Here is a 21,349-nt window from a genome sequence, read left to right on the forward strand (position 1 = left end):
TAGTTTAAGTAAAAATGGCAGAACAACCGCGATTTTTAAATAGATTCCTTGCTTTAATCCAAGGAGAGGTTCCTGCCGACACTCTTGAAGCCTATCAGCGTGCAGGCAATGCCGTTTACGATCTCCTGAAGCAAGTTGAAGACCATCGCTTATCGCTCAAAATTCAGGGCTTAAATCCCTGGCAGTTCGATACGGCAACTCAGACACAATTTCTTTGCGCTTGGAATGCGTTTGTGTTGCAAAGTGTGGGGGATCAGCTTTTGCAAGCGGACTATCGTGCTGACCCCGCGACGATCGGATATGTTCCACCAATGACCGCAGAACAAGCACTTAACTTTTATAACCAGGTTGGAAAATGGTTAAGTCGGGCACACCAAGCAAGTAACAATCCCACCTATCGGCTCGATGTTCCACTCCCCGCCGATCTACCAGTCTGGGGAGAAGAAAAGCCCTGTCCAAATTCACATTTGGATGGCATGATTAGTGCGACGAAACTGATCCGAACTCATACTGAGGCAGAGATCGCAGGGTTTGAATCGGATACGATCGCCTCTGAACATGAAACCGCTCTGAACCAAATTCACCAACTGTTAGCCAGCGCCACGATTGAAGCAGAATATGCCGAGCAACTCTGGGCACCCAAGCTTGCTCAAGTTGTGCATGAAAAAGTTGAGCAACACGCTAGAACAGCATTGGAGCAGTACTATCAGCTTGGGCAAATTTTAGCAATGCCGCAACTGCTAGATCGTAGGTATTCCACTCAAGCCAGTAAAAAAGCATTTTCTGGACAGACTTCTCGTTTACCACTTCCCGAAGAGGCAGGCTTTGATCGTTGGTGTTTAACTGATCCTGTGGTTCGAGATGATCCAAATCGTCCAAGTGATACTGAGGCGGCGATCGCACTAATCTGGAAGTACGATCCCGAACCAGAAAAAACATTGGCGATTCAAGCAGACATCAATGGGGCTTTAGAACAACACGATATTGACTATGCCACCGATCGGTTTGGAGATCGCTTAGGACACTACTACTGCTGTCCTTGGGCACCCATCTATGTTGTGAAACATCCAGTCACGATCGCAAATCGCCATCTTCGCACGTTCCAAGAATTCACATTAGAAATCTCAGCCGAAGCAGTTTCTAGAGGCGGAGAGTTCAAACGAAAACTGTTAGTGGGATCATTCCAACCCGTTGAAGATATGGAGTACTGCTCACCGTTTTCTAGCGATCAACGCAGTAGTTCTCATCATCGTAGAGGTTGTTAACACGACGACTAAAAGTAGGAGAGCGATCATTTTTGTAGGTAAATCTCATGATTTCTTCGTAATTCATCGCTAGTTTACAGGAAGAACTTTCTTCCAGCGCAGTTAGGAGATTTAGCAATGGTTTTACTAGCAGCTAAAAATCAACTTCAGGGTTATATTCAAGATGTTTTATCAACTGTAGACGTAAAAATCAATGGCGATCGTCCTTGGGATCTACAAGTTCACAATGAATTACTCTATCAGCGAGTTGTGAAGTATGGCTCTCTAGGGTTAGGCGAATCGTACATGGATGGATGGTGGGACTGTGTTCAGCTAGATGAATTTTTCTACCGAATATTAAGAGCGAGATTGCATCACCATTCAATTAATAAAAATTTGACTAATCTATTAGAGGTTGCCAAATCTAAGTTATGGAACCTGCAAAGTCGTTCCAGAAGCTTTCAAGTAGGTCAACATCACTATGATTTGGGAAATGACCTTTATCAAGCAATGCTAGATCCGCGACTTACGTATAGTTGTGGATATTGGAAAGATGCAAGCGATTTAGATGTAGCCCAGGAAGCCAAGCTAGACTTGATTTGTCGCAAGCTTCAATTAGAGAGAGGCATGACCCTTTTAGATATTGGGTGTGGTTGGGGCAGCTTAATGAAATATGCAGCCGAGAAATATGGTGTTTCTTGCGTCGGCTTAACTGTTTCGGCAGAACAAATAAAACTAGGACAAGCATTATGTGAAGGCTTGCCCGTCAAGTTCCTTTTGCAAGACTATCGGGAATTTGATGGTAAGTTTGATCGCATCGCCTCGGTCGGAATGTTTGAACACGTGGGCTATAAAAATTATCGGCTTTTTATGGAGATAGTTGAGCGCTGTCTCCATCATGATGGCTTGTTCTTATTACATACTATTGGTAATGCTGAAAGTGATAATTACGGAGAGATCTGGGTTAACAAGTATATCTTTCCCAATGGAATGTTGCCATCAGCCGCGCAAATTTCAACCGCAGCCGAGGGCTTATTTGTTGTTGAAGATTGGCATAACTTTGGTCGCGATTATGATCTTACGTTAATGGCTTGGCTCAACAATTTTGAAAAACACTGGGAGAAAATTCGATCCAACTATAGCGATCGCTTCTACAGAATGTGGCGGTATTACCTGTGTTCAATGGCAGGCTCTTTTAGAACGAGAAATATTCACCTTTGGCAGATTGTCTTTTCTAAACATGGTGTATTAGGCGGATATCAATCAGTACGTTGACGAGTGCGTTTACGATTCTTTCGCTAGGAGAGTTAGACGATGACAAAACAATCACGATTTGCTTGGTCGCAAATTCTAGGTTACGGATTAGCGGGTTTAGTTGGTGCTGGGGTTGCAGTTGTCAGTCAGCGATCGTCAATTTCCAATCCTAGTAATTCTGCACAATCTACTGCTCAATCTCCTAACATGACTGCTATCAACCATCGGCTCAATGTCATGGGTAGAGGCGGAGATGGCGATTTTGTTGCGGTAGCAGCCAAAAAAGTAGAACCAGCCGTTGTTCGCATCGATACAGAACAAGTGATCCAGCTATCGCAAGATCCAGCGTTAGAGAATCCGATTCTGCGCCGCTTTTTTGGCATGGAGAATGCTCCAATGCCTCAGCAACGGGAATTACGACGGGGCATTGGCTCTGGATTTATTGTCGATCGTAATGGCATTCTTCTGACCAATGCTCATGTCGTCAAAGGCGCAGATAAAGTCACTGTAACCTTGATTGATGGGCGAACTTTTCAAGGAACAGTGCAAGGCACAGATGAGTTGATGGATTTAGCAGTCGTCAAAATCGATCCAAAAGGTCAAGAGTTACCCGTTGTGCCATTAGGAAGTTCTGATCAAGTAGAGGTTGGAGACTGGGCGATCGCGGTCGGCAACCCACTTGGTTTAAACAACACCGTAACCCTGGGAATCGTCAGCAATTTGAGTCGATCGAGCAATCAGGTTGGCATTCCAGAAAAACGATTAGATTTTATTCAAACCGATGCTGCAATTAATCCGGGAAATTCTGGTGGTCCCTTGCTCAATAAAGCCGGAGAAGTCATTGGAATCAATACTGCGATTCGCTCTGATGCACAAGGAATCGGATTTGCAATTCCTATCAATACCGTAAAAGCTGTTCAACCGCTCCTTGCCGATGGAAAAAGTGTTCCGCATCCCTATCTGGGAGTTCAGATGGCAACCATCACACCAGAAATTGCTCAAATGAACAATCGACGATCGGATCTACCGTTTCAAATACCAGAGGTTGCTGGAGTACTAGTTATACAAGTACAGCCAAACGCACCAGCAGCAACAGCAGGAGTACGCCCTGGAGATGTTTTTGTTGAACTGAATGGACAGCCCATTACTAAGGCAGAACAAATACAGCAAGTGCTAGCAAAAAGCCAGGTTGGTCAAACCTTACGGGTCAAAGCTCGTCGGGGCGATCAAACGCTTGCTCTATCCATTCGGGTTGGGAATTTACGTGACGCAACCAATGAGTAATGTAACTCACAACTTTTCTAGCTGGAGGTCACACAATGAAGTTAGTTGAGCAAGAGGGAGACACCATCAGCGTTCAGAAAGAATTAATTCAGCTTTATCAAGCACATCTTGCTTATGACGATGTTACTGCACAATTACGTAGCAATATCGCGATCGAGAGTTGGGTATACCGCCGGCAAGCGGCTCAGGTGCTTTCGCTAAAACTCGGAGACACAGTTGTTGATTTAGGGTGTGGTACAGGTTTGAACTTTCCTCTATTTCAAGAAGCTGTAGGATCTCAAGGAAAAATAATTGATGTGGAAAGTGCCACCGTGATGTTAAAACAAGCATGGCAGCGAGTACAAACTGAAGATTGGTCGAATGTTGAACTAGTTGATAGCAGAAGTGGTTTGTTCCGTTTTCCAAATCAGGTTGATGGAATTTTCTCAACCTTTGTCATCCCGTTACTTTACCAATTTGAGCAAATTGTTGGGGATGGTTGTGCAGCACTCGCGCCCGGAAAACGATGGATCATTCTAGATCTCAAGTCCCCTACATCAGAAACTTCGGTGCTTTCAACTTTACTCAGTGACTTTATGAATCAATCGCTCGGAGAAATTGCAAGCAAAGAAAAGTGGATGACATGGATTCCGATTCCGAATTACCTGGGAAACGCTTCATTAAGCAAGCCTTGTACAGGTTTTGTTTACACTGCTCCGCTAGCAAGTAGAGGAAACGTAGGATGAACGCTATTTTAAAAGATCCGGTTTGTGGCATGACTGTTCAAGCAGAACAAGCAATAACCGCTTCTTACCGCGATCGCACCCTTCATTTCTGCTCAGAGTTCTGCCAAACTAAATTCTTTGAGCATCCAGACCTTTATCTTACAACGCTCACGACCGCTCAGATCAATGAGGCAAAAACTAGCAGACGAGTTGCCTACTTCTCAATGGAAGTTGCGATCGGATCAACGATGCCCACCTATAGTGGAGGCTTGGGTGTTTTGGCAGGCGATACGTTAAAATCTCTAGCTGATTTGCGGGTTCCTGCGATTGGAGTCAGCTTACTTTACCGTAAAGGTTATTTTGATCAGGCATTAACCGCGTGGGGGGAGCAGCAAGAACGTCCAGTGAGTTGGAACCCCGGTCGCTTCCTTCGCCTGTTGCCTGAAGTGGTCTCGATCAAGCTTGAGCAACGCAGCGTCAATGTTCGAGCTTGGCAGTATGACATTGTAGGACTCAATGGTTACAGCGTTCCCCTAATCTTGCTTGATACCGATGTGGAAGGCAACACCAACGACGATCGAGGATTGACAGATTTTCTTTATGGTGGAGATGAACGCTATCGACTGGCTCAAGAAGTTGTTCTAGGAGTCGGTGGAATCAAGATGCTTCAGACGCTGGGCTACACAGGCATTGAACGATTTCACATGAATGAAGGACACGCTAGTTTACTGGTCATTGCAATGTTGAGGGAACGGAATGGACAAGCCAGTGAAACTTGGGATTTTAGCAGCATCCGCAACCAGTGTGTCTTCACGACGCATACCCCTGTCCCCGCAGGGCACGACCAGTTTGACTATGGTTTAGTCCAGCATGAATTGGGTCAATTGGTGCCATTCGAGGTACTGCAAATGTTGGGAGGACGCGATCGACTGAATATGACCTTACTGGGACTCAATCTGAGTCATTACGTAAACGGAGTCGCAAAGCGGCATGAAGAAGTCTCGCAAGCCATGTTCCCTGGCTATCCGATTCACCATATTACGAACGGCGTTCACTCTTGGACATGGACGTGCGATAGTTTTCGAGCGCTCTACGATCGCTATATTCCGGGCTGGAGCAATGATCCATCCATGCTGAGACACGCGATCAACATTCCCCAACCTGATATCTGGACTGCCCACCGAACGGCGAAAGCACAACTACTGGACTATATTCAACAACACACAGATAATTCATTATCCCCAGATACTCTCACGATTGGCTTTGCCCGTCGCGCAACTCAGTACAAACGGGCAGATTTAGTTTTCTCTAATCTCGATCGATTGTTAGACGTTGCTCAAGAGGTAGGTTCCTTACAGTTTGTATTTGCTGGGAAAGCCCACCCTAAAGACAAAGCAGGTAAAGAGTTAATTCAACATATCTTCGACGTTTCGCGTCAACTGCGCGATCGCATCCCAGTGGTTTTTCTAGAAAACTACGATATGGATCTCGCTAAATTCCTGGTATCTGGCGTTGATCTTTGGCTCAACACACCGCAAAGACCGCTCGAAGCTTCTGGAACGTCTGGCATGAAAGCTGCTCATAATGGTGTTCCAAGCTTTAGTATTCTCGACGGCTGGTGGATCGAAGGGCACATCGAGGGAATCACAGGTTGGTCAATTGGTGCAAAAGGGTCAGCAATCAATCCCTCAGAAGACTTGAATCGTGAGGATGCAGAGGACTTGTATCAAAAATTGAAGAACGTCATTGTGCCACTATTTTATCGAGAACGTGAACGCTGGGTAGATGTAATGCGGCATTCGATCGCTTTGAATGCTTCGTTTTTTAACACGCACCGAATGGTACAACAATACGTCACGAATGCCTATCTATCGTGAAATGGCTGAAACACTCTAGTTGAGCTAGACCATTCCTCCAGACAACTGCTTTCATCTTCATCACAGTCGTTTATTACTCTCAATAAATTATGACAGTCATTCCTGTAAAACAGACCGCTTCCCTTACCGCAGAAGAACTGCGTAAAATGCAGGCTTACTGGCAAGCAGCGAACTATCTTTCAGTTGGACAAATCTATCTTCTCGATAATCCGCTCTTGCGTGAACCGCTCAAATTGGAACACGTTAAACCCAGACTCCTGGGACATTGGGGAACAACGCCTGGACTGAATCTAATTTATGTGCATTTCAATCGATTGATCAAACGCCATGATTTAAACGTCATCTACGTTGCAGGTCCGGGGCATGGCGGTCCTGGTTTGGTTGCCAATACCTACCTAGAAGGTACTTATAGCGAATTCTACCCCAACATTTCTCAAGACCTTGAGGGAATGAAACTACTGTTTAAGCAGTTCTCCTTTCCTGGAGGCATTCCCAGCCATGTTGCTCCTGAAACACCTGGCTCTATTCACGAGGGTGGTGAACTGGGCTATGCCTTGCTTCATGCTTATGGTGCTGCGTTTGATAATCCTGATTTGCTGGTTTGCTGTGTTGTGGGAGACGGTGAAGCTGAAACAGGAGCACTGGCAACCAGTTGGCATTCTAACAAGTTCCTCAATCCAGCCCGTGATGGCGCAGTTCTACCGATCTTGCACTTGAATGGCTACAAGATCGCCAATCCAACGATTCTGGCGCGGCTCGACCAGGAGGAACTAGAGGCTCTATTTGTGGGATATGGCTATAAACCCTATTTTGTGGAGGGAGATGATCCTGAAACGGTACATCAACTGTTAGCAGGGACGCTGGATACGATCGTTGCCGAAATCAAAACGATTCAGCAGGATGCCCGCATCAATGGCTTCTCTAAACGTCCTTGCCATCCCATGTTAATTCTACGCACCCCCAAAGGCTGGACAGGTCCTAAGATAGTCGATGGCGTTCCTGTCGAAAATACGTTCCGATCGCATCAAGTTCCTTTGGCTGAGTTGGCAAGTCAACCTGAGCATCTCAAACTTCTAGAAGACTGGCTGCGAAGCTATCAACCTGAAAAACTATTTGACCAGACTGGCAAACTGATTGAGGAACTGGCAGAACTTGCGCCTCAAGGCGATCGTCGAATGGGGGCTAATCCTCATGCCAATGGGGGATTGCTGCTCAAAGATCTGAAATTGCCGAACTTCCGAGACTACGCCGTTGAAGTTCCAAACCCTGGCACAACAACAGCAGAATCAACTCGAATCATGGGACAGTTCTTGCGCGATGTGATGAAACTCAACCTCGATCGCCAGAATTTTCGAGTTATGAGTCCCGATGAAAACAACTCAAATCGATGGAATGCAATCCTGGAAGTGACCGATCGCGTTTCTACGGCTGAAATTTTGCCGACTGATGACCATCTTTCTCCGGACGGTCGAGTGATAGAAGTTCTGAGTGAGCAGATGTGCCAGGGCTGGCTAGAAGGATATCTGTTGACGGGTCGCCACGGATTTTTCTCTTGCTATGAGGCATTCATCCACATCATCGATTCGATGTTCAATCAACACGCTAAATGGTTGAAAGTCACTCGTCATATTCCTTGGCGCAGACAGATCGCGTCTCTGAACTATCTGCTAACCTCCCATGTTTGGCGACAAGACCACAATGGATTTTCCCATCAAGATCCGGGCTTTATCGATCATGTGGTTAACAAAAAAGCAGATGTCATTCGAGTTTATCTACCTCCAGACACGAACACGCTTCTTTCAGTGACTGACCATTGTTTACGAAGTCGTCACTATGTCAATCTGATTATTGCCGGAAAACAACCAGAGCTACAGTGGCTAGATATGGATGCCGCAATTAAACACTGCACTGCTGGCATTGGCATCTGGGAATGGGCGAGCAATGACCGAGGTAGTGAACCTGATGTCGTGATGGGATGTGCCGGAGATGTGCCAACCCTTGAAACATTGGCAGCCGTTGATCTGTTACGTCAACACTTTCCCGACTTAAAAGTGCGGGTTGTGAATGTGGTAGATCTGATGAAACTTCAACCTGAGGAGGAACATCCTCATGGATTAAGCCATAAAGAATTTGACACCATCTTCACAACTGACAAACCTATCGTGTTTGCCTATCACGGCTATCCCTGGCTCATCCACCGCTTGACCTACCGTCGCACCAATCATAAAAATCTTCATGTGCGGGGATACAAGGAAGAAGGAACCACAACCACTCCGTTCGATATGGTGGTACTCAATGATTTAGACCGCTTTCATCTCGTTCTTGATGTCATTGATCGAGTGCCCAAACTGGGTTACACAGCCGCCTATACTCAGCAATTCATCCGCGACAAGCTGATTGAACATAGACAGTACATCACTCAATATGGAGAGGATATGCCTGAAATCCGCAACTGGAAATGGCAGCACTAATTGATCACTATTTTGGAGATAAACCTGTTTGGAAGTGAATAGGGAGCAAAATGAAGTCATGGAACCAAAATTGCTAGTAACACTGCCATCTCATTCCCCTTCTCCAGGCGATCGTGGGGCGGTAACATCCTCTGCCCCAGATCCAAGTCTGCTGATTCCGGCTGGTTTTGTCATCCTCTCAGCGATCGCGATTTCAATTTATGTCCTCATACCTAAACAGATACATCAAGCTGCACTTGACTTGAAATGCCGTTCCAAAGTCCCGTGTCGTCATTGTCGGTATTTTAGCCACAACTATTACCTCCGATGCAGCGTTCATCCGACAACCACAATGACTGAGAAAGCCATTGATTGTCAGGATTATGATCCAATTGTTAGGAGTAACCGTTGAAAACGATTCTGCGAGGAAGTAAATGAATCACCCTGCACTGCTTTTTAATAGTTCGATTGAGGAATTGCTTCAACGATTGCAAACTACCTCGAATGGGCTAATGAATGACGAGGTAGCACGACCGCTTACTCGCTACGGGTTTAATTGGCTCAAACCTAAACAGCGATCATCCATCCTCATGTTGCTATTGGCACGGTTCAAAAGTCTGATATCCTCATTCTGATCTTTGCTGCTTAGAACTGGATGGTTTATTGAATCGGTCATTTCTGCTTCGATGATTGTACTGGTGATTCGCACTCGCAAGCCATTCTTCAAAAGTCAACCTGGCAGACTTTTATTAATTGCAACCCTGCTAGTTGCAGGAGGCACGCTCCTTATGCCATTTACTCCACTAGCGACCCCGTTTAATTTTCAACTTATGCCTATCTCGTTTTTCTTACTGATAGGCATAATTATTATAGTTTATATTGTAGTGGCAGATACTATGAAGCGCTTCTATCAACGAGTCAAGTTTTGAAATTTTTAGAGGTTAACTCAATGCATGAACACAATCTTGCAGAAGCTTCGGTAACGTTTAATCAACAGAAAAAACATAGCAACTTCTTGATTTGGATCAATCGTCTGCTTGGAACAGTAGTCATGTTCATAGCCTGTTTAGCCGTCTGCCATTTTGCTGGAATCATCCATTTAAATCCTGGTCATTTCTAGATCACCTAAGAAGCGGTTTTAACCAGGCTCCTGCTATGGACTAGTCATGGGACGCTCTAAAAATTCTCACTTCAACCGATATAGCCAAATTGCTAACATTGTTGCTCGTCATGGGCTTGGGTATTTTGTTGGCATCCTCGGATTAGAACGCTTTGTTCCTTTTCATCAGGGATTACTGGGTCATTCCCGCCGGACAGAGCCTTACACTCAGCCTGAACATATCCGTATGGCATTTGAGGAATTAGGTCCAACCTTCATTAAGTTGGGGCAGATTCTTTCTACACGCGCTGACCTGCTGACACCTGAGTATCAGGCTGAGTTTGCCAAACTTCAAGATCAAGCCTTACCTGTCCTAACCAATGCAATGGAGGACATCTTGGCAGAAGAACTAGGAAAACCAATCAATGCTGTGTTTGCAACATTTGATCCTACTCCGATCGCGGCAGCCTCAATTGGTCAAGTTTACACAGCAACGCTGCATGATGGAACAGAAGTTGTCGTCAAGGTACGCCGACCTGGGATTGTTGAGCAGGTTGAAGAGGATCTAGAAATTCTACAAAATCTAGCAGTTAGTGCTAGTTATCGTTGGGAACTTGCCAAGCAGTACGATGTGATTGGGTTGGCTCAGGAATTCGCGCAAACTCTTCGATCGGAACTAGACTACTTACGTGAAGGACGAAACGCTGAACGCTTTGCTAAAAATTTCGCTCACAATCCAAATGTTCATATCCCGCGAATTTTTTGGGAATCCACAACTTCACGGGTGCTAACAATGGAACGCATTCGAGGAATTAAAGTTAGCGATTTATCCGCTCTAAATGCGGCTGGAATTAACCGCAAGACACTGGCTGAACAAATTGCCCAACTGAATCTGCAAATGGTCTTCGAGGACGGCTTTTTCCATGCAGATCCGCATCCAGGCAATTTTTTCATTGAACCCAACGGACGAATTGGATTAATTGATTTCGGCATGGTGGGTAGCCTAGACTCACAGACTCAAGAACACCTTGCGGGAATACTTCTAGCAGTGATTAGTCAAGATGCCGATCGTTTAGTGGACGCCTTCCTAGAGCTTGGTTTCGCCCAACAAACAGTAGACCGCTCCTTGTTACGGCGAGACTTGCAATATTTGGTAGTGCTTTATAGGGAAGGACGTAGAAAAGAGAGGAAGCGATAATAGAAAAGGAGATTGACTTGACTGACTCTTGATGATCAAACCCTTACTAACCTGTCCGAACTGCGGCTCACACGATATCAATAAAAACGGAACGACTCGGCACGGTAACCAGAACTATAAATGTCGGGACTGTGGACGGCAGTTTGTGGAAAATCCCAAGTGGAGACGAATTAGCGATGACACGAAATCAACTATTGAGCGAATGCTGCGAGAGAAGATCCCACTGGTTGGGATTGCTCGAAGCTTGCGAGTGAGTGAAAGCTGGCTCCAGCAGTTTGTTAATGCTTACTATGCAACCGTTTCTCGCCAGGTGCAAGTGCAACCCAAGCCGCAAAAGCGATTGACCGTGCAAATGGATGAACTGTGGTCATTTGTAGAGGACAAAGACCATGAATTCTGGATCTGGTTGGCGTTGGATGCTGAAACCCGTGAAATCGTTGGATGCTATATCGGTGATCGTTCTGGAGAATCTGCGAAAGCTTTATGGGACTCCTTGCCTCCGGTCTATCGTCAGTGCGCTGTGTGCCATACCGATTTTTGGACATCTTACCCCGTTGCCTTGCCAAGCAACCGACATCATGCCGTGGAAAAAGCAAGTGGATTGACGAGCTATATTGAGCGCTTCAACAACACTTTAAGACAACGAGTGTCTCGGTTAGTGCGGAAAACTTTATCGTTCTCGAAGGATGTCAACAATCATATTGCTGCCATCTGGAACTTCATCCACTACTACAATGAGCAATGCCGACACATGTTTGCATGAAATCAGCCTATTTTCTACAGCATTTCCTAAAAGGCACTACCCAATATTTGATTTCTCGCTACTATGGGCAGCCACTGGGAGAAATCTCAATCAGTAGGGTTCTTAACAATATCTTGGAGATTGTGCGCCGTCATCACTTACAGTTGCCATCAAACTTGAGTTTATTTTTCAAGGCAGGAATGATCAATGAGGGAGTAGTTGCAGACCTTGACCCATCTGTTAGCATCACAACATTATTGATGCCCTATGTTGAGAAATTGCTACTTCGGCAATATTCCCCAACTCTTTGGGCACAGCGGATCGGTGAAGCCAGTTTGTATGCTGCTCAGTGGGGAGTGGAGTTACCACGAAAATTAAAGTATATTGTTGGTGAACTGGAACATGGCAATCTGCGGATTAATACACAGTTGACCAACATTGAACCAATTGTGCGCCGATGTGAACGGCTTACGAACCGGATTGTGTTGAGCATTATTACGGCTGCTTTAATTAATAGTCTGGCAGTTTTAATGTTGATTTATCATCCAGCCAATTGGGAGAAATGGGCAGGTTATTTCTTCACAGTTGGATTCATTGCAGCCAGCACATTCGGAATTTATCTGATCTGGGGTACTCTTCGCTCAAAACACTAGTCCAGTTAGTTTTCAAGCACACAGATACATAAATCCGCACGAAGTAGGTTGGAGGTAGCAATGCTTTCTAGAAAATCAAAGTTCCTTCGGATTGGTCAAGTCGCTATTCAAAGCGGTGTCCCGATTAAAACACTTCGTTATTACGACGAGCTTGGATTGTTGAAACCGCCTATTCGTAGTCGTGGTGGCTTTCGTCTGTTTTCCCCTGAAGTGTTCGATCGTCTGATGCTAATTAAAGGTGCTCAGATTCTAGGCTTAAACCTTCAGGAAATTAAAGAATTGCTGCAAATTTGTGAGCAATGCAAATGTCCTAGCGAAACAGACAAACAGAAGCTAGAAACCCTGCTCCAGGAAATTGACTGCCGAATCTTGCAGTTGCGGTTTTTACAAGCTGAATTTGCAACTGCGATCGCTGCTTGGAACGACCATTAGAAATAGCAAATACAACATTTCATGCTTGATTTTCAAATGGACTGACGATCGAAACTAATACATAATTGAGATCTCGCACTTTTGAAACAGTCTGTCCCCAAGGCATGACGTGTGGTTCCATTACCTCCGTTGCGCCTGCCTGAACTGCTTGCCTATAGGCACTTTCTACATCAACAGCAGTAAACGAAATTTGACACCTCGGAGGCGGCAAGAAGCGCCCCATACTGAAAGGCAATCCTGGTAATTTGACTTGCCCCAACTGATGAGTGCCAAATACCAACTTCACGCTACCCGTTTCTATTTCAGCAAATTCTGTAGTGACCAGGCTTCCAGTTAAATTGACGTGAGTTCGACAGGGTGAAGTAGCGCAAAAGAAAAGCTGAGACTACGTTTGAAAGAGTTGTTGAAATATTCTTTCAAGTCCCAGCTTATGGAACCAATCGTATCGCGCCTGGATGTGACAGCGATCTTCTGCGAAGTCGATGATTTCTGCCAAATGTTTGAATCGACCTGGTCTGATCAACCCCAATTGCCCTCAATGCCAGGAGAGAAGCGCTGCCAGTCCCGCTTGCGCTTGAGTGAGGTGATGACCATCGTGATTGCCTTTCATGGTTCCGGTGCTAGAACCTTCAAGGACTTCTACACCCTGACAGTGTTACCGCACTGGCGCAACGCTTTTCCGAACTTAGTCAGTTACAGTCGCTTTGTCGAATTGATGCCGTGGTGCTTGATGCTGTTGTGCTGCTTTCTCAACACCCGCAGAGGCGAGATGACGGGCATTGCCTTTGTCGATTCGACCCCAATTGAGGTTTGTCATCCCGCCCGCGCCCACAGCCATCAGGTGTTTAAGCACCAAGTCGGATGGGGTAAAAGCTCAACTGGATGGAAGTTTGGCTTCAAGTTGCATCTGATTATCAATGAATACGGGGAGTTACTTGCCTTCAAATTGACTCCAGCCAACACCGATGACCGTCAACCCCTGCCTGAAATGACCGAAGGTATTTTTGGCAAGCTGTTTGGCGATCGAGGATACATTTCTCAGAAGTTGTTTGAAGAACTCTACGAACGGGGTCTACAACTGATTACCAAACGCAAGCGCAACATGAAACAGAAGCTCGTCAAGCTGATTGACAAGATTTTGCTGAGAAAGCGATCTCTGATTGAGTCGGTAAATGACCAACTGAAAAACATTTGCCAGATCGAGCATTCGCGGCATCGCAGTGGCTGGAATTTCCTCGTTAACCTGCTAGCAGGCTTGATTGCGTACACCTATCAGCCCAAGTTACCTGCGCTCGATTTGCAGCCCAAGGGTTTACCTGCCCTGCCTCCTGCCATCTTTTAGCTCGTCGAACTCACGTTAAATTGAAGGCTTTTTCATAGAAAGCTATGGTTGCAGCCACATCTTCAACAAAGATAATGACGTGTCCGAACTGCATACTGATAACCCTCCTACAAATCTCCTGATAAGATCTTGTCGTGTTCTTTTCACTGCGAGAATGGCAGCCTATGCCATTAGGTCTTGCTGTATCTGGTTAGACCGCGCAACTTCAATTGCCCACCTCTTTATTTTTGGAAATCAGATGATAGTCAGCCGATAGTCTAAAAAATACAAATCGTTATTATCATGAACCCGTTATATTCATAATTAAATAGTTCTCAGGTCATGCTGCAAAGCTTAGATCCGAGCAAGCTTCCTACCGAAGCGATAATCTCAGAATCTTAGTTCAACGCTGTACATGGATGTGTTTGAACAGCAAGAATCACATTTTAATGTTTTCCATTTTTAACTATTGCAGATCAGAATGAAATCAAGATGAAATGTGAAACGAATTGAAAAACATTCGACTCAGAGAGCTAATTTAGAGAGCGTCCCAACTACTGATGTATCAAGAAATTAATCTGGAAGCTTTCAGTGTTCCTCTGTGCAATTCATCAATGTTGCTCAAGTAAAGAGAAATAAAGAAGTGTATCAGTTTCCGCCAATCTAGTGTTACTCATAACTTTCTCGGATTCTTTTGCAAAGCTAGGGTATTGGAACTCAAAAAATTAAAGCTGTATTGAGAAGGTTATTATGTCATGACTCAACTACTTCCAAAACCTTCAGAAAAAACCGCTTTGCCTGACTTGCCTGATTCTGAGCAGTCATCAAAATCACCTTGGAAAAAACGGGTGCTAATAGGTACAGGACTTACGATCGCTGCTACTGGACTCACGACCTGGTATTTTCTCTCCCGTCCCAAACCAGCCGACCTTCAGTTGAGCGGTCGCATCGAAGGCTATCAAACCGACATCGGTGCCAAGATTGGAGGTCGGGTCAACTACATCGCTGTGCGGGAAGGCGATCAAGTGAAAATGGGGCAGGTAGTCGCCCGCCTGAATGACGACGAAATTCAAGCCCAATTGCGCGGTGCACAAGCTCGGATTACGGCTGCCCAGCAACAAGAGCAGCAGGCTCGTCTACAGATTCAAGTGGTTGACAGCCAGATTCAACAAGCTCAATTGACCCTAGAACAATCTGAGGGTGAGCAATCGGGACGTATTTTTCAAGCACAATCTACGGTGGCGGCGGCAGAGGCGCAATTGAAACAAGCACAGGCGCAGTTGAATTTAGCGCGAGTTAACCGCGATCGCTTTGCTCAACTGGTGCGAGATGGTGCAGTGACTAAGCAGCAGTTCGATCAAGCCCAGACTAATTACGAAGCGGCTCAAGCCACCGTAGAAGCTAACCAAAAGCAAGTCGATGCAGCTCGTGGCGGTTTGACTCAAGCACAGACTTCTAGCTTGAATCCTGGCATCCGCAATGCTCAAGTCTCTGGACTGTTGCAACAGCGACAACAGGCTTATGCTCAATTGAAAGCGGCTCAAGCAGAAGTCAAAAATGCTCAGGCAGCAACTCAGCAGATTCAGGCACAACTTGGGTATCTGAATGTCGTTAGCCCAATTAACGGTGTCGTGACTGCTCGCAGTGTGGAGCCGGGAGCAGTCGTAGGTAGTGGCAGAACTTTGCTGTCCGTTGTGAATCTTAATACCGTCTATCTGAGGGGCTTCATTCCAGAGGGCAGCATTGGCAAGGTGCGAGTCGGTCAGAAAGCAACTGTATTTCTGGATTCCGATCCCAATCAACCCTTGCCCTCCAGGGTTGCCGCGATCGATCCACAAGCCTCGTTCACACCAGAAAACATTTACTTCCGCGACGATCGCGTTCAACAAGTTTTTGGTGTGAAACTCCAAATTGATAATCCATCTGGCTTTGCCAAACCTGGAATGCCCGCAGATGCCACCATCCTCACAGAGTCGAGGTAAGCTTCATGAGTTTGGCGCTAAGTGAACACAATTCTTCATTTGCATCCTCTTCCTTGAGATCTATAGCGGTCATTCAAGTCCAAAAATTACATAAGCGCTACGGTCGCTTGGCAGCCGTGCGGGGAATTGACTTTGAAGTATACGCAGGAGAGATTTTTGGCTTGATCGGACCAGACGGAGCGGGCAAAACAACCACGTTTCAGATCCTGGCAGGGGTGATGGAAGCAACAACGGGAAACGTTCAGGTTCTCAGCCGTTCTCCTCGGAATGCTCGACTAGAAACGGGTTATCTGACCCAGCAATTCTCCCTGTACCTTGATCTCAGCATCGATGAAAATCTTCGCTATGTCGCTGGCTTGCGGCAAGTTCCCGATCGCGCCTTTCAAGAGCGACGAGCAAAATACTTGAAATTGATGAATCTAGACAGGTTCGGGAACCGCCTAGCAGGGCAACTTTCGGGGGGGATGAAGCAGAAGTTAGCTCTCTGCTGTGCTCTAGTCTCTCAACCCCAGGTGCTGCTATTGGATGAACCTACTACGGGGGTTGATCCTGTCTCTCGACGAGAGTTTTGGGATGTACTCGCAGCGCTCTCGAAGGAAGGAGTGACGATCGTGGTTGCCACGCCTTATCTGGATGAGGCAGAACGCTGTCATCGAATTGCTTTAATGTACGAGGGGCAGATTCAGCAAACCGGAACTCTGGCTGAACTCAGGGCTAATTTAGGTTTGCAGCGATTAGAAGTGCGGAGTGATGATATCACTCTCACAGAGCAAACGTTATTAGACCTTGCATCCAGTAATACGACAGGAATTCAGGATGTGCAAACCTTTGGCGATCGCCTAGATGTCTTAGTCAAAAACGCCCAAACCGACAAAGCTCAAATTCAGTCAGCCCTTCGTCAGCACAACTTACAAATTACCATTCAACAAACCGAGACAACCCTAGAAAATGTCTTCGTTAGTCGCCTCAGACAACAAGGCTCTGATCCGCCGTTTATTCCCTTTCCACGCTCACTTAGAAAGCATTCCAGATCCAGTTCAAACCCTCAAACTTCAAACCTGGCGATCGCTGCTCATAATCTCAAAAAAACCTTTGGCACATTCCAATCTGTGAAAGGGGTGGAACTAGAGATTCAGTATGGAGAGATTTACGGATTGTTAGGAGCAAACGGAGCAGGGAAAACTACCACGATTAAGATGCTCTGTGGGTTACTGTCTCCCACTAGCGGAGAAGTGATTTTGGCAGGACAGCGCAACAATTTACGAAATCCAGAAGTACGGCGACGCATTGGCTACATGAGCCAGAAGTTTACCCTTTACGACGATCTGAGTGTTGTGCAAAACTTGGAATTTTACTGCGGGGTGTATGGGGTGCCAACTTCCCAACGACGCAGTAGGATTGATTGGGTTTTAGCAACTTGTGGTTTAGTGGGTCAGGAAGACATGATTACGGGACGGCTACCCGGCGGTTGGAAGCAACGGGTTGCTTTTGGAGCCTCGGTGATGCACGAACCGGAAATTTTGTTTCTAGATGAACCGACCTCCGGTGTTGATCCACTAGCGCGTCGTCAGTTCTGGCGTTTGATTGAAGACTTTGCTCGTCAGGGGACTGCCGTGCTCGTTACGACTCATTATCTGGAAGAAGCGGAACATTGCCATCGCATGGGCTTTATGGTTGCAGGTGAGGTTGTTGCTCAAGGTTCTCCTAGCCAAATCAAAGCCGAGCAGCCAGGTCAACTCGTTGAACTCGTGATTGATCAAGCTCAAACCGCCTCTGATCTGCTGAAACTGCATTTGGAACCGTGGCGAGTTTCCCTGTTTGGCGATCGCCTTCATCTAGTTTTGAATAATTTAGATCAAGACTTACCTCAGATTCGTGCCCTGCTTCAGGATGCTGATCTAGCAATCCGCCGTTTCCGAACGATTCCCTTCTCTCTGGAAGATGCCTTTATTGGAATTGTCCAACGTGCGATCGAGAGGTGAGCCATGAAACGAATTTGGAGCCAGTGCCTCAAAGAATTAGCCCAATTCCGGCGCGATCACCTCACCGTCGCGTTGGCTTTTCTGTTGCCCCTAATCTCGTTGCTGATTCTCAGCTTCGCCATTCGGCTAGAGGTCAAAAACATTCCTCTAGTGGTTCAAGATTTGGACAACACTCCCCTCAGCCGCAGCTACATTGAGCGCATCTTCGCAACGAATCAGTTCACAGCGACACAATGGCCCGGAGGCGACCCCGCAATTCACGCATTGGATCATGGCTTTGCCAAAGCTGTTGTGATCATTCCCCCAGACTTCAGCCGTCAGATTCAATCGGGTCGTGGCAGCGATATTCAGGTTTTGATCGATGGTACGGACACTAATAACGCCAGAGTGATCCAAAATAGCATTCACGCTACCACAACGTTCTTTCTGGCTAGTGCTGGGCTAGAAACTACAAGTAATCCGCTTAAACCCCGTCTTCGTCTTTGGTTTAATCCAGGGCGCAAGGAATCGCTCTACATTGTACCAGGAGTTTTTGGGTTTCTTCTCTGGGTGTTTCCCGGTATCCTAGCAGCAATGGCAATGGTGCGCGAGAAAGAAAAAGGGAACATTGTTCAGGTCTATGCCTCCAGCATGACTGCCACCGAACTCTTGATTGGTAAAGGATTCGCTTACCTTTTGGTAGGTCTTGGTGAAGCGCTGGTTTTGATGCTCATTGGCTCGTTCATTTTTCAACTAGGATTTGCTGGAGATCCATTGCCGCTTTTGATTGGCACTCCTCTTTATATAGGAACTAGCGTGATGTTTGGTCTACTGATCGGATCACGGGCAAAAGATTTAATTGCAACGATTCAAGCGATTTCCTTAATTGGCTTCATGACCGCATTGTTGTTGTCTGGCTTCATCTATCCAGTCAAAAACATTCCCTTTCCGCTAGTTCACCTCGCTGACATTGTTCCAGCCCGTTACTTCATTCAAATCAGCCGTGATGCCTTTGTGCGCGGAACTGGATGGCTCGGTATTTGGTTCTCAATGGTAATGCTTGTTGTTTTGGGATTGCTTTTCTTCTTGATTGCAAACCGAGCTTTGCATAAGATGCAGTTACCAGATTAAAGCATTGATAAGGTTTGAAGTTTCAGCTTTGCCTACTCACCCTACGTATAGTAACTAAATTCAAAAACTTAAAGGTATAGAGAAAGATGAAAGCGATTTTGTTAAATACGACAGTTCTAATCACGCTATTACTGGTAATTGGTCTTTGGTGGCGGGGAGCCGTGCGCTTGCGCTTTTTACCTTGCCCGCCCTGGCTAAGTAGTTTTTTAGAAAATCCATATATGGATGCTGTTGCTGGCAGTTCACTGATTCTAGACCGTCTCAATCTGGCTCCCGGCATAAAAATCCTAGATGTGGGATGCGGACCAGGTCGTATCAGTATTCCTGCGGCTGAGAGAGTTTTACCCAATGGTGAAGTCGTTGCACTGGATGGTCAGCTAGCAATGCTGAAAGAAGTGGAAAAACGGATCGCTGTAAAGAACTTGACCAACGTTCGGACGTTCTTTAGCCGAATTGATCAGAGTGAACTTGAGCAGAATACGTTCGATCGTGCATTGCTAGTAACTGTCTTAGGTGAAATTCCTGATCGCGAGGCAGCACTCCAACACATATTTGCTGCTCTGAAACCGGGTGGCTTGCTTTCCATAACAGAGGTCATTCCAGACCCTCACTATCAATTCTATGGAACTGTACGCCGTTTAGCTGAAGCTGCGGGATTTCAGTTCGATCAATATTATGGCAACTGGTTCGCTTTTACAGTGAACTTTATGAAGCCCGACCAAACATAACAAGCCTTTCTCTATCCTATCAGCCGTCTTCCCAATGTTAGTTAAAGTTCTCCGTCGCTTCATCTCCAGTTCCTTTCTGGCGCTTGCTATCAAGGAAATTCAGCAAATTCTTCAAAATAAGGAGATTGTTGTCCTGTTGACGATCGCGCCAATTCTGCAAATCATGCTCTACGGCTTTGCCCTGAATCCCGATATCAACAAGATCGATTTAGGCATTGTCGATTATGCTAATGTGCCCGAAAGTCGAGAACTGGTTTCCGCGTTAACCGAGAATCAGGTGTTTGTGGCAAAACAATTCTCACCGAGTCAAGAAGAACTGGGTCAACAGGTACGAAAGGGGAATGTAACAATTGGGTTGGTCATTCCACCAGAGTTTAAACGGCAGTTGACTCAGAATAAATCAGCAGATTTACAACTCCTAGTAGATGGAGTTGATGCAAACACGGCTGGCATTGCAAGTGGATATATGCTTCGCATCATTCAGCAGTATGGTCGCCAACTATTGCCCACTTCAACGCCACCTTTAGTACGTCCTGCCCATACGTTTCTATATAATCCTGGTTTAATCAGCAGTTGGTTCTTTGTGCCAGGTGTGATCGGCATCTCAATCACACTTGTCAGTTCCCTAGTTTCTGCACTGACTGTGATCCGTGAGAAGGATACTGGAACGCTGGAACAGTTGCTCATGACTCCAGCCGCAATATGGGAGATCTTGGTTGCAAAAATTGTACCGCTATTTGTGTTGCTAATGGGAACGATGCTGCTGGCATTAGGGATAGCTCGGTTAGTGTTCGGCTTACCCGTGCGAGGCAATTTCCCCTTACTTTTGCTGCTTTCGGGTTTGTATTTATTTGTCGGAATTGGAATCGGAATTATGCTGGCAACGATCGCCCGAAATCAGCAGCAAGTTGTGTTGACGGCATTTTTTATCAATATTCCATTAATTCAACTTTCGGGCGCGATCGCTCCGGTGGAAAGTATGCCACCCTTCTTTCGCGCTCTATCTTGGCTCAATCCTCTCAGGCACTTCGTGCAGATTCTCCGAGGCATTCTACTCAAAGGAATCGGGTTAGAGATGCTTTGGCTTCATGTGTTGGCATTAATGCTCTTTGCGGCTATTTTCTTAGCAGTGAGTATTGGACAATTTCGGAAGCAGCTTTCTTAACAACCAAGATAGAACGCTGAAGATAGTGCTGTTTCGAGGAGATTAACTTCGCTGCACGTACTATTCATGTAATGGACAACTTCCACCTAGAGCGATCGCTAGCCTGAATCCAAATTAACCAAAA

General features: G+C 46.0%; 20 protein-coding genes. 18 read left to right on the plus strand and 2 right to left on the minus strand.

The window, feature by feature from the left end; genetic code table 11:
* The first annotated feature begins 14 nt into the window (after positions 1-14).
* The 12 genes from ACQ4M5_RS08190 to ACQ4M5_RS08245 all read left to right on the plus strand — a co-directional run bounded on the left by ACQ4M5_RS08190 (position 15) and on the right by ACQ4M5_RS08245 (position 12,937).
* The gene (locus ACQ4M5_RS08190; protein ID WP_430675087.1) at positions 15-1,265 is read left to right on the plus strand and encodes a hypothetical protein; all 1,251 of its coding nucleotides are present in this window, start codon (positions 15-17) and stop codon (positions 1,263-1,265) included.
* 117 nt (positions 1,266-1,382) lie between these two features.
* On the plus strand, positions 1,383-2,519 hold the full coding sequence (cfa, locus tag ACQ4M5_RS08195; protein WP_430675088.1) for a cyclopropane fatty acyl phospholipid synthase: 1,137 nt from the start codon (positions 1,383-1,385) through the stop codon (positions 2,517-2,519).
* Positions 2,520-2,558: 39 nt separating this feature from the next.
* Entirely contained in the window at positions 2,559-3,782 is a 1,224-nt protein-coding gene (locus tag ACQ4M5_RS08200; protein WP_430675089.1) for an HhoA/HhoB/HtrA family serine endopeptidase, read from the plus strand.
* Between the two features lie 35 nt (positions 3,783-3,817).
* Complete coding sequence (locus ACQ4M5_RS08205) at positions 3,818-4,507, plus strand: class I SAM-dependent methyltransferase (RefSeq protein ID WP_430675090.1); 690 nt, start codon at positions 3,818-3,820, stop codon at positions 4,505-4,507.
* Positions 4,504-6,363, plus strand: coding sequence for an alpha-glucan family phosphorylase (gene glgP / locus ACQ4M5_RS08210; protein WP_430675091.1), 1,860 nt, complete (start codon positions 4,504-4,506; stop codon positions 6,361-6,363). The genes ACQ4M5_RS08205 and glgP overlap by 4 nt, the downstream gene beginning before the upstream one ends.
* A gap of 89 nt (positions 6,364-6,452) precedes the next feature.
* Complete coding sequence (locus tag ACQ4M5_RS08215) at positions 6,453-8,834, plus strand: phosphoketolase family protein (RefSeq protein ID WP_430675092.1); 2,382 nt, start codon at positions 6,453-6,455, stop codon at positions 8,832-8,834.
* A gap of 413 nt (positions 8,835-9,247) precedes the next feature.
* On the plus strand, positions 9,248-9,448 hold the full coding sequence (locus tag ACQ4M5_RS08220) for a cation-transporting P-type ATPase (RefSeq protein ID WP_430675093.1): 201 nt from the start codon (positions 9,248-9,250) through the stop codon (positions 9,446-9,448).
* A gap of 3 nt (positions 9,449-9,451) precedes the next feature.
* The gene (locus ACQ4M5_RS08225) at positions 9,452-9,742 is read left to right on the plus strand and encodes a cation transporting ATPase C-terminal domain-containing protein (protein WP_430675094.1); all 291 of its coding nucleotides are present in this window, start codon (positions 9,452-9,454) and stop codon (positions 9,740-9,742) included.
* Positions 9,743-9,979: 237 nt separating this feature from the next.
* On the plus strand, positions 9,980-11,110 hold the full coding sequence (locus ACQ4M5_RS08230; protein WP_430675095.1) for an ABC1 kinase family protein: 1,131 nt from the start codon (positions 9,980-9,982) through the stop codon (positions 11,108-11,110).
* A 31-nt stretch (positions 11,111-11,141) separates the two neighbouring features.
* Positions 11,142-11,873, plus strand: a complete 732-nt coding sequence (locus tag ACQ4M5_RS08235) for an IS1 family transposase (RefSeq protein ID WP_430675113.1) — start codon at positions 11,142-11,144, stop codon at positions 11,871-11,873.
* Entirely contained in the window at positions 11,870-12,505 is a 636-nt protein-coding gene (locus tag ACQ4M5_RS08240) for a hypothetical protein (protein WP_430675096.1), read from the plus strand. The genes ACQ4M5_RS08235 and ACQ4M5_RS08240 overlap by 4 nt, the downstream gene beginning before the upstream one ends.
* A gap of 60 nt (positions 12,506-12,565) precedes the next feature.
* Positions 12,566-12,937 carry a MerR family transcriptional regulator gene (locus tag ACQ4M5_RS08245; RefSeq protein ID WP_430675097.1) on the plus strand — a complete coding sequence of 124 codons (372 nt, stop codon included), beginning with the start codon at positions 12,566-12,568 and terminating at the stop codon, positions 12,935-12,937.
* 19 nt (positions 12,938-12,956) lie between these two features.
* Here the strand turns inward: ACQ4M5_RS08245 and ACQ4M5_RS08250 are convergent, their stop codons facing one another.
* Positions 12,957-13,223, minus strand: coding sequence for a hypothetical protein (locus ACQ4M5_RS08250; protein WP_430675098.1), 267 nt, complete (start codon positions 13,221-13,223; stop codon positions 12,957-12,959).
* 165 nt (positions 13,224-13,388) lie between these two features.
* Here ACQ4M5_RS08250 and ACQ4M5_RS08255 point away from each other — a divergent pair, with 165 nt between their 5' ends.
* Entirely contained in the window at positions 13,389-14,279 is an 891-nt protein-coding gene (locus ACQ4M5_RS08255; RefSeq protein WP_430675114.1) for an IS982 family transposase, read from the plus strand.
* A gap of 10 nt (positions 14,280-14,289) precedes the next feature.
* Here ACQ4M5_RS08255 and ACQ4M5_RS08260 read toward each other — a convergent pair whose 3' ends face one another.
* Entirely contained in the window at positions 14,290-14,373 is an 84-nt protein-coding gene (locus tag ACQ4M5_RS08260) for a VOC family protein (protein ID WP_430675115.1), read from the minus strand.
* A gap of 640 nt (positions 14,374-15,013) precedes the next feature.
* On the opposite strand from ACQ4M5_RS08260, the gene ACQ4M5_RS08265 reads away from it, so the two are divergent.
* The 5 genes from ACQ4M5_RS08265 (at position 15,014) to ACQ4M5_RS08285 (ending at position 21,225) form a co-directional block, all read left to right on the plus strand.
* Complete coding sequence (locus ACQ4M5_RS08265; RefSeq protein ID WP_430675099.1) at positions 15,014-16,240, plus strand: HlyD family secretion protein; 1,227 nt, start codon at positions 15,014-15,016, stop codon at positions 16,238-16,240.
* 53 nt (positions 16,241-16,293) lie between these two features.
* The gene (locus ACQ4M5_RS08270; RefSeq protein ID WP_430675100.1) at positions 16,294-18,222 is read left to right on the plus strand and encodes an ATP-binding cassette domain-containing protein; all 1,929 of its coding nucleotides are present in this window, start codon (positions 16,294-16,296) and stop codon (positions 18,220-18,222) included.
* 3 nt (positions 18,223-18,225) lie between these two features.
* Entirely contained in the window at positions 18,226-19,332 is a 1,107-nt protein-coding gene (locus tag ACQ4M5_RS08275; RefSeq protein ID WP_430675101.1) for an ABC transporter permease, read from the plus strand.
* Positions 19,333-19,418: 86 nt separating this feature from the next.
* Entirely contained in the window at positions 19,419-20,060 is a 642-nt protein-coding gene (locus ACQ4M5_RS08280; RefSeq protein ID WP_430675102.1) for a class I SAM-dependent methyltransferase, read from the plus strand.
* Between the two features lie 34 nt (positions 20,061-20,094).
* Positions 20,095-21,225, plus strand: coding sequence for an ABC transporter permease (locus ACQ4M5_RS08285; RefSeq protein ID WP_430675104.1), 1,131 nt, complete (start codon positions 20,095-20,097; stop codon positions 21,223-21,225).
* Positions 21,226-21,349 lie beyond the last annotated feature (124 nt).

The organism is Leptolyngbya sp. AN10, assembly GCF_050565645.1.
Lineage (GTDB): Bacteria > Cyanobacteriota > Cyanobacteriia > Leptolyngbyales > Leptolyngbyaceae > Leptolyngbya.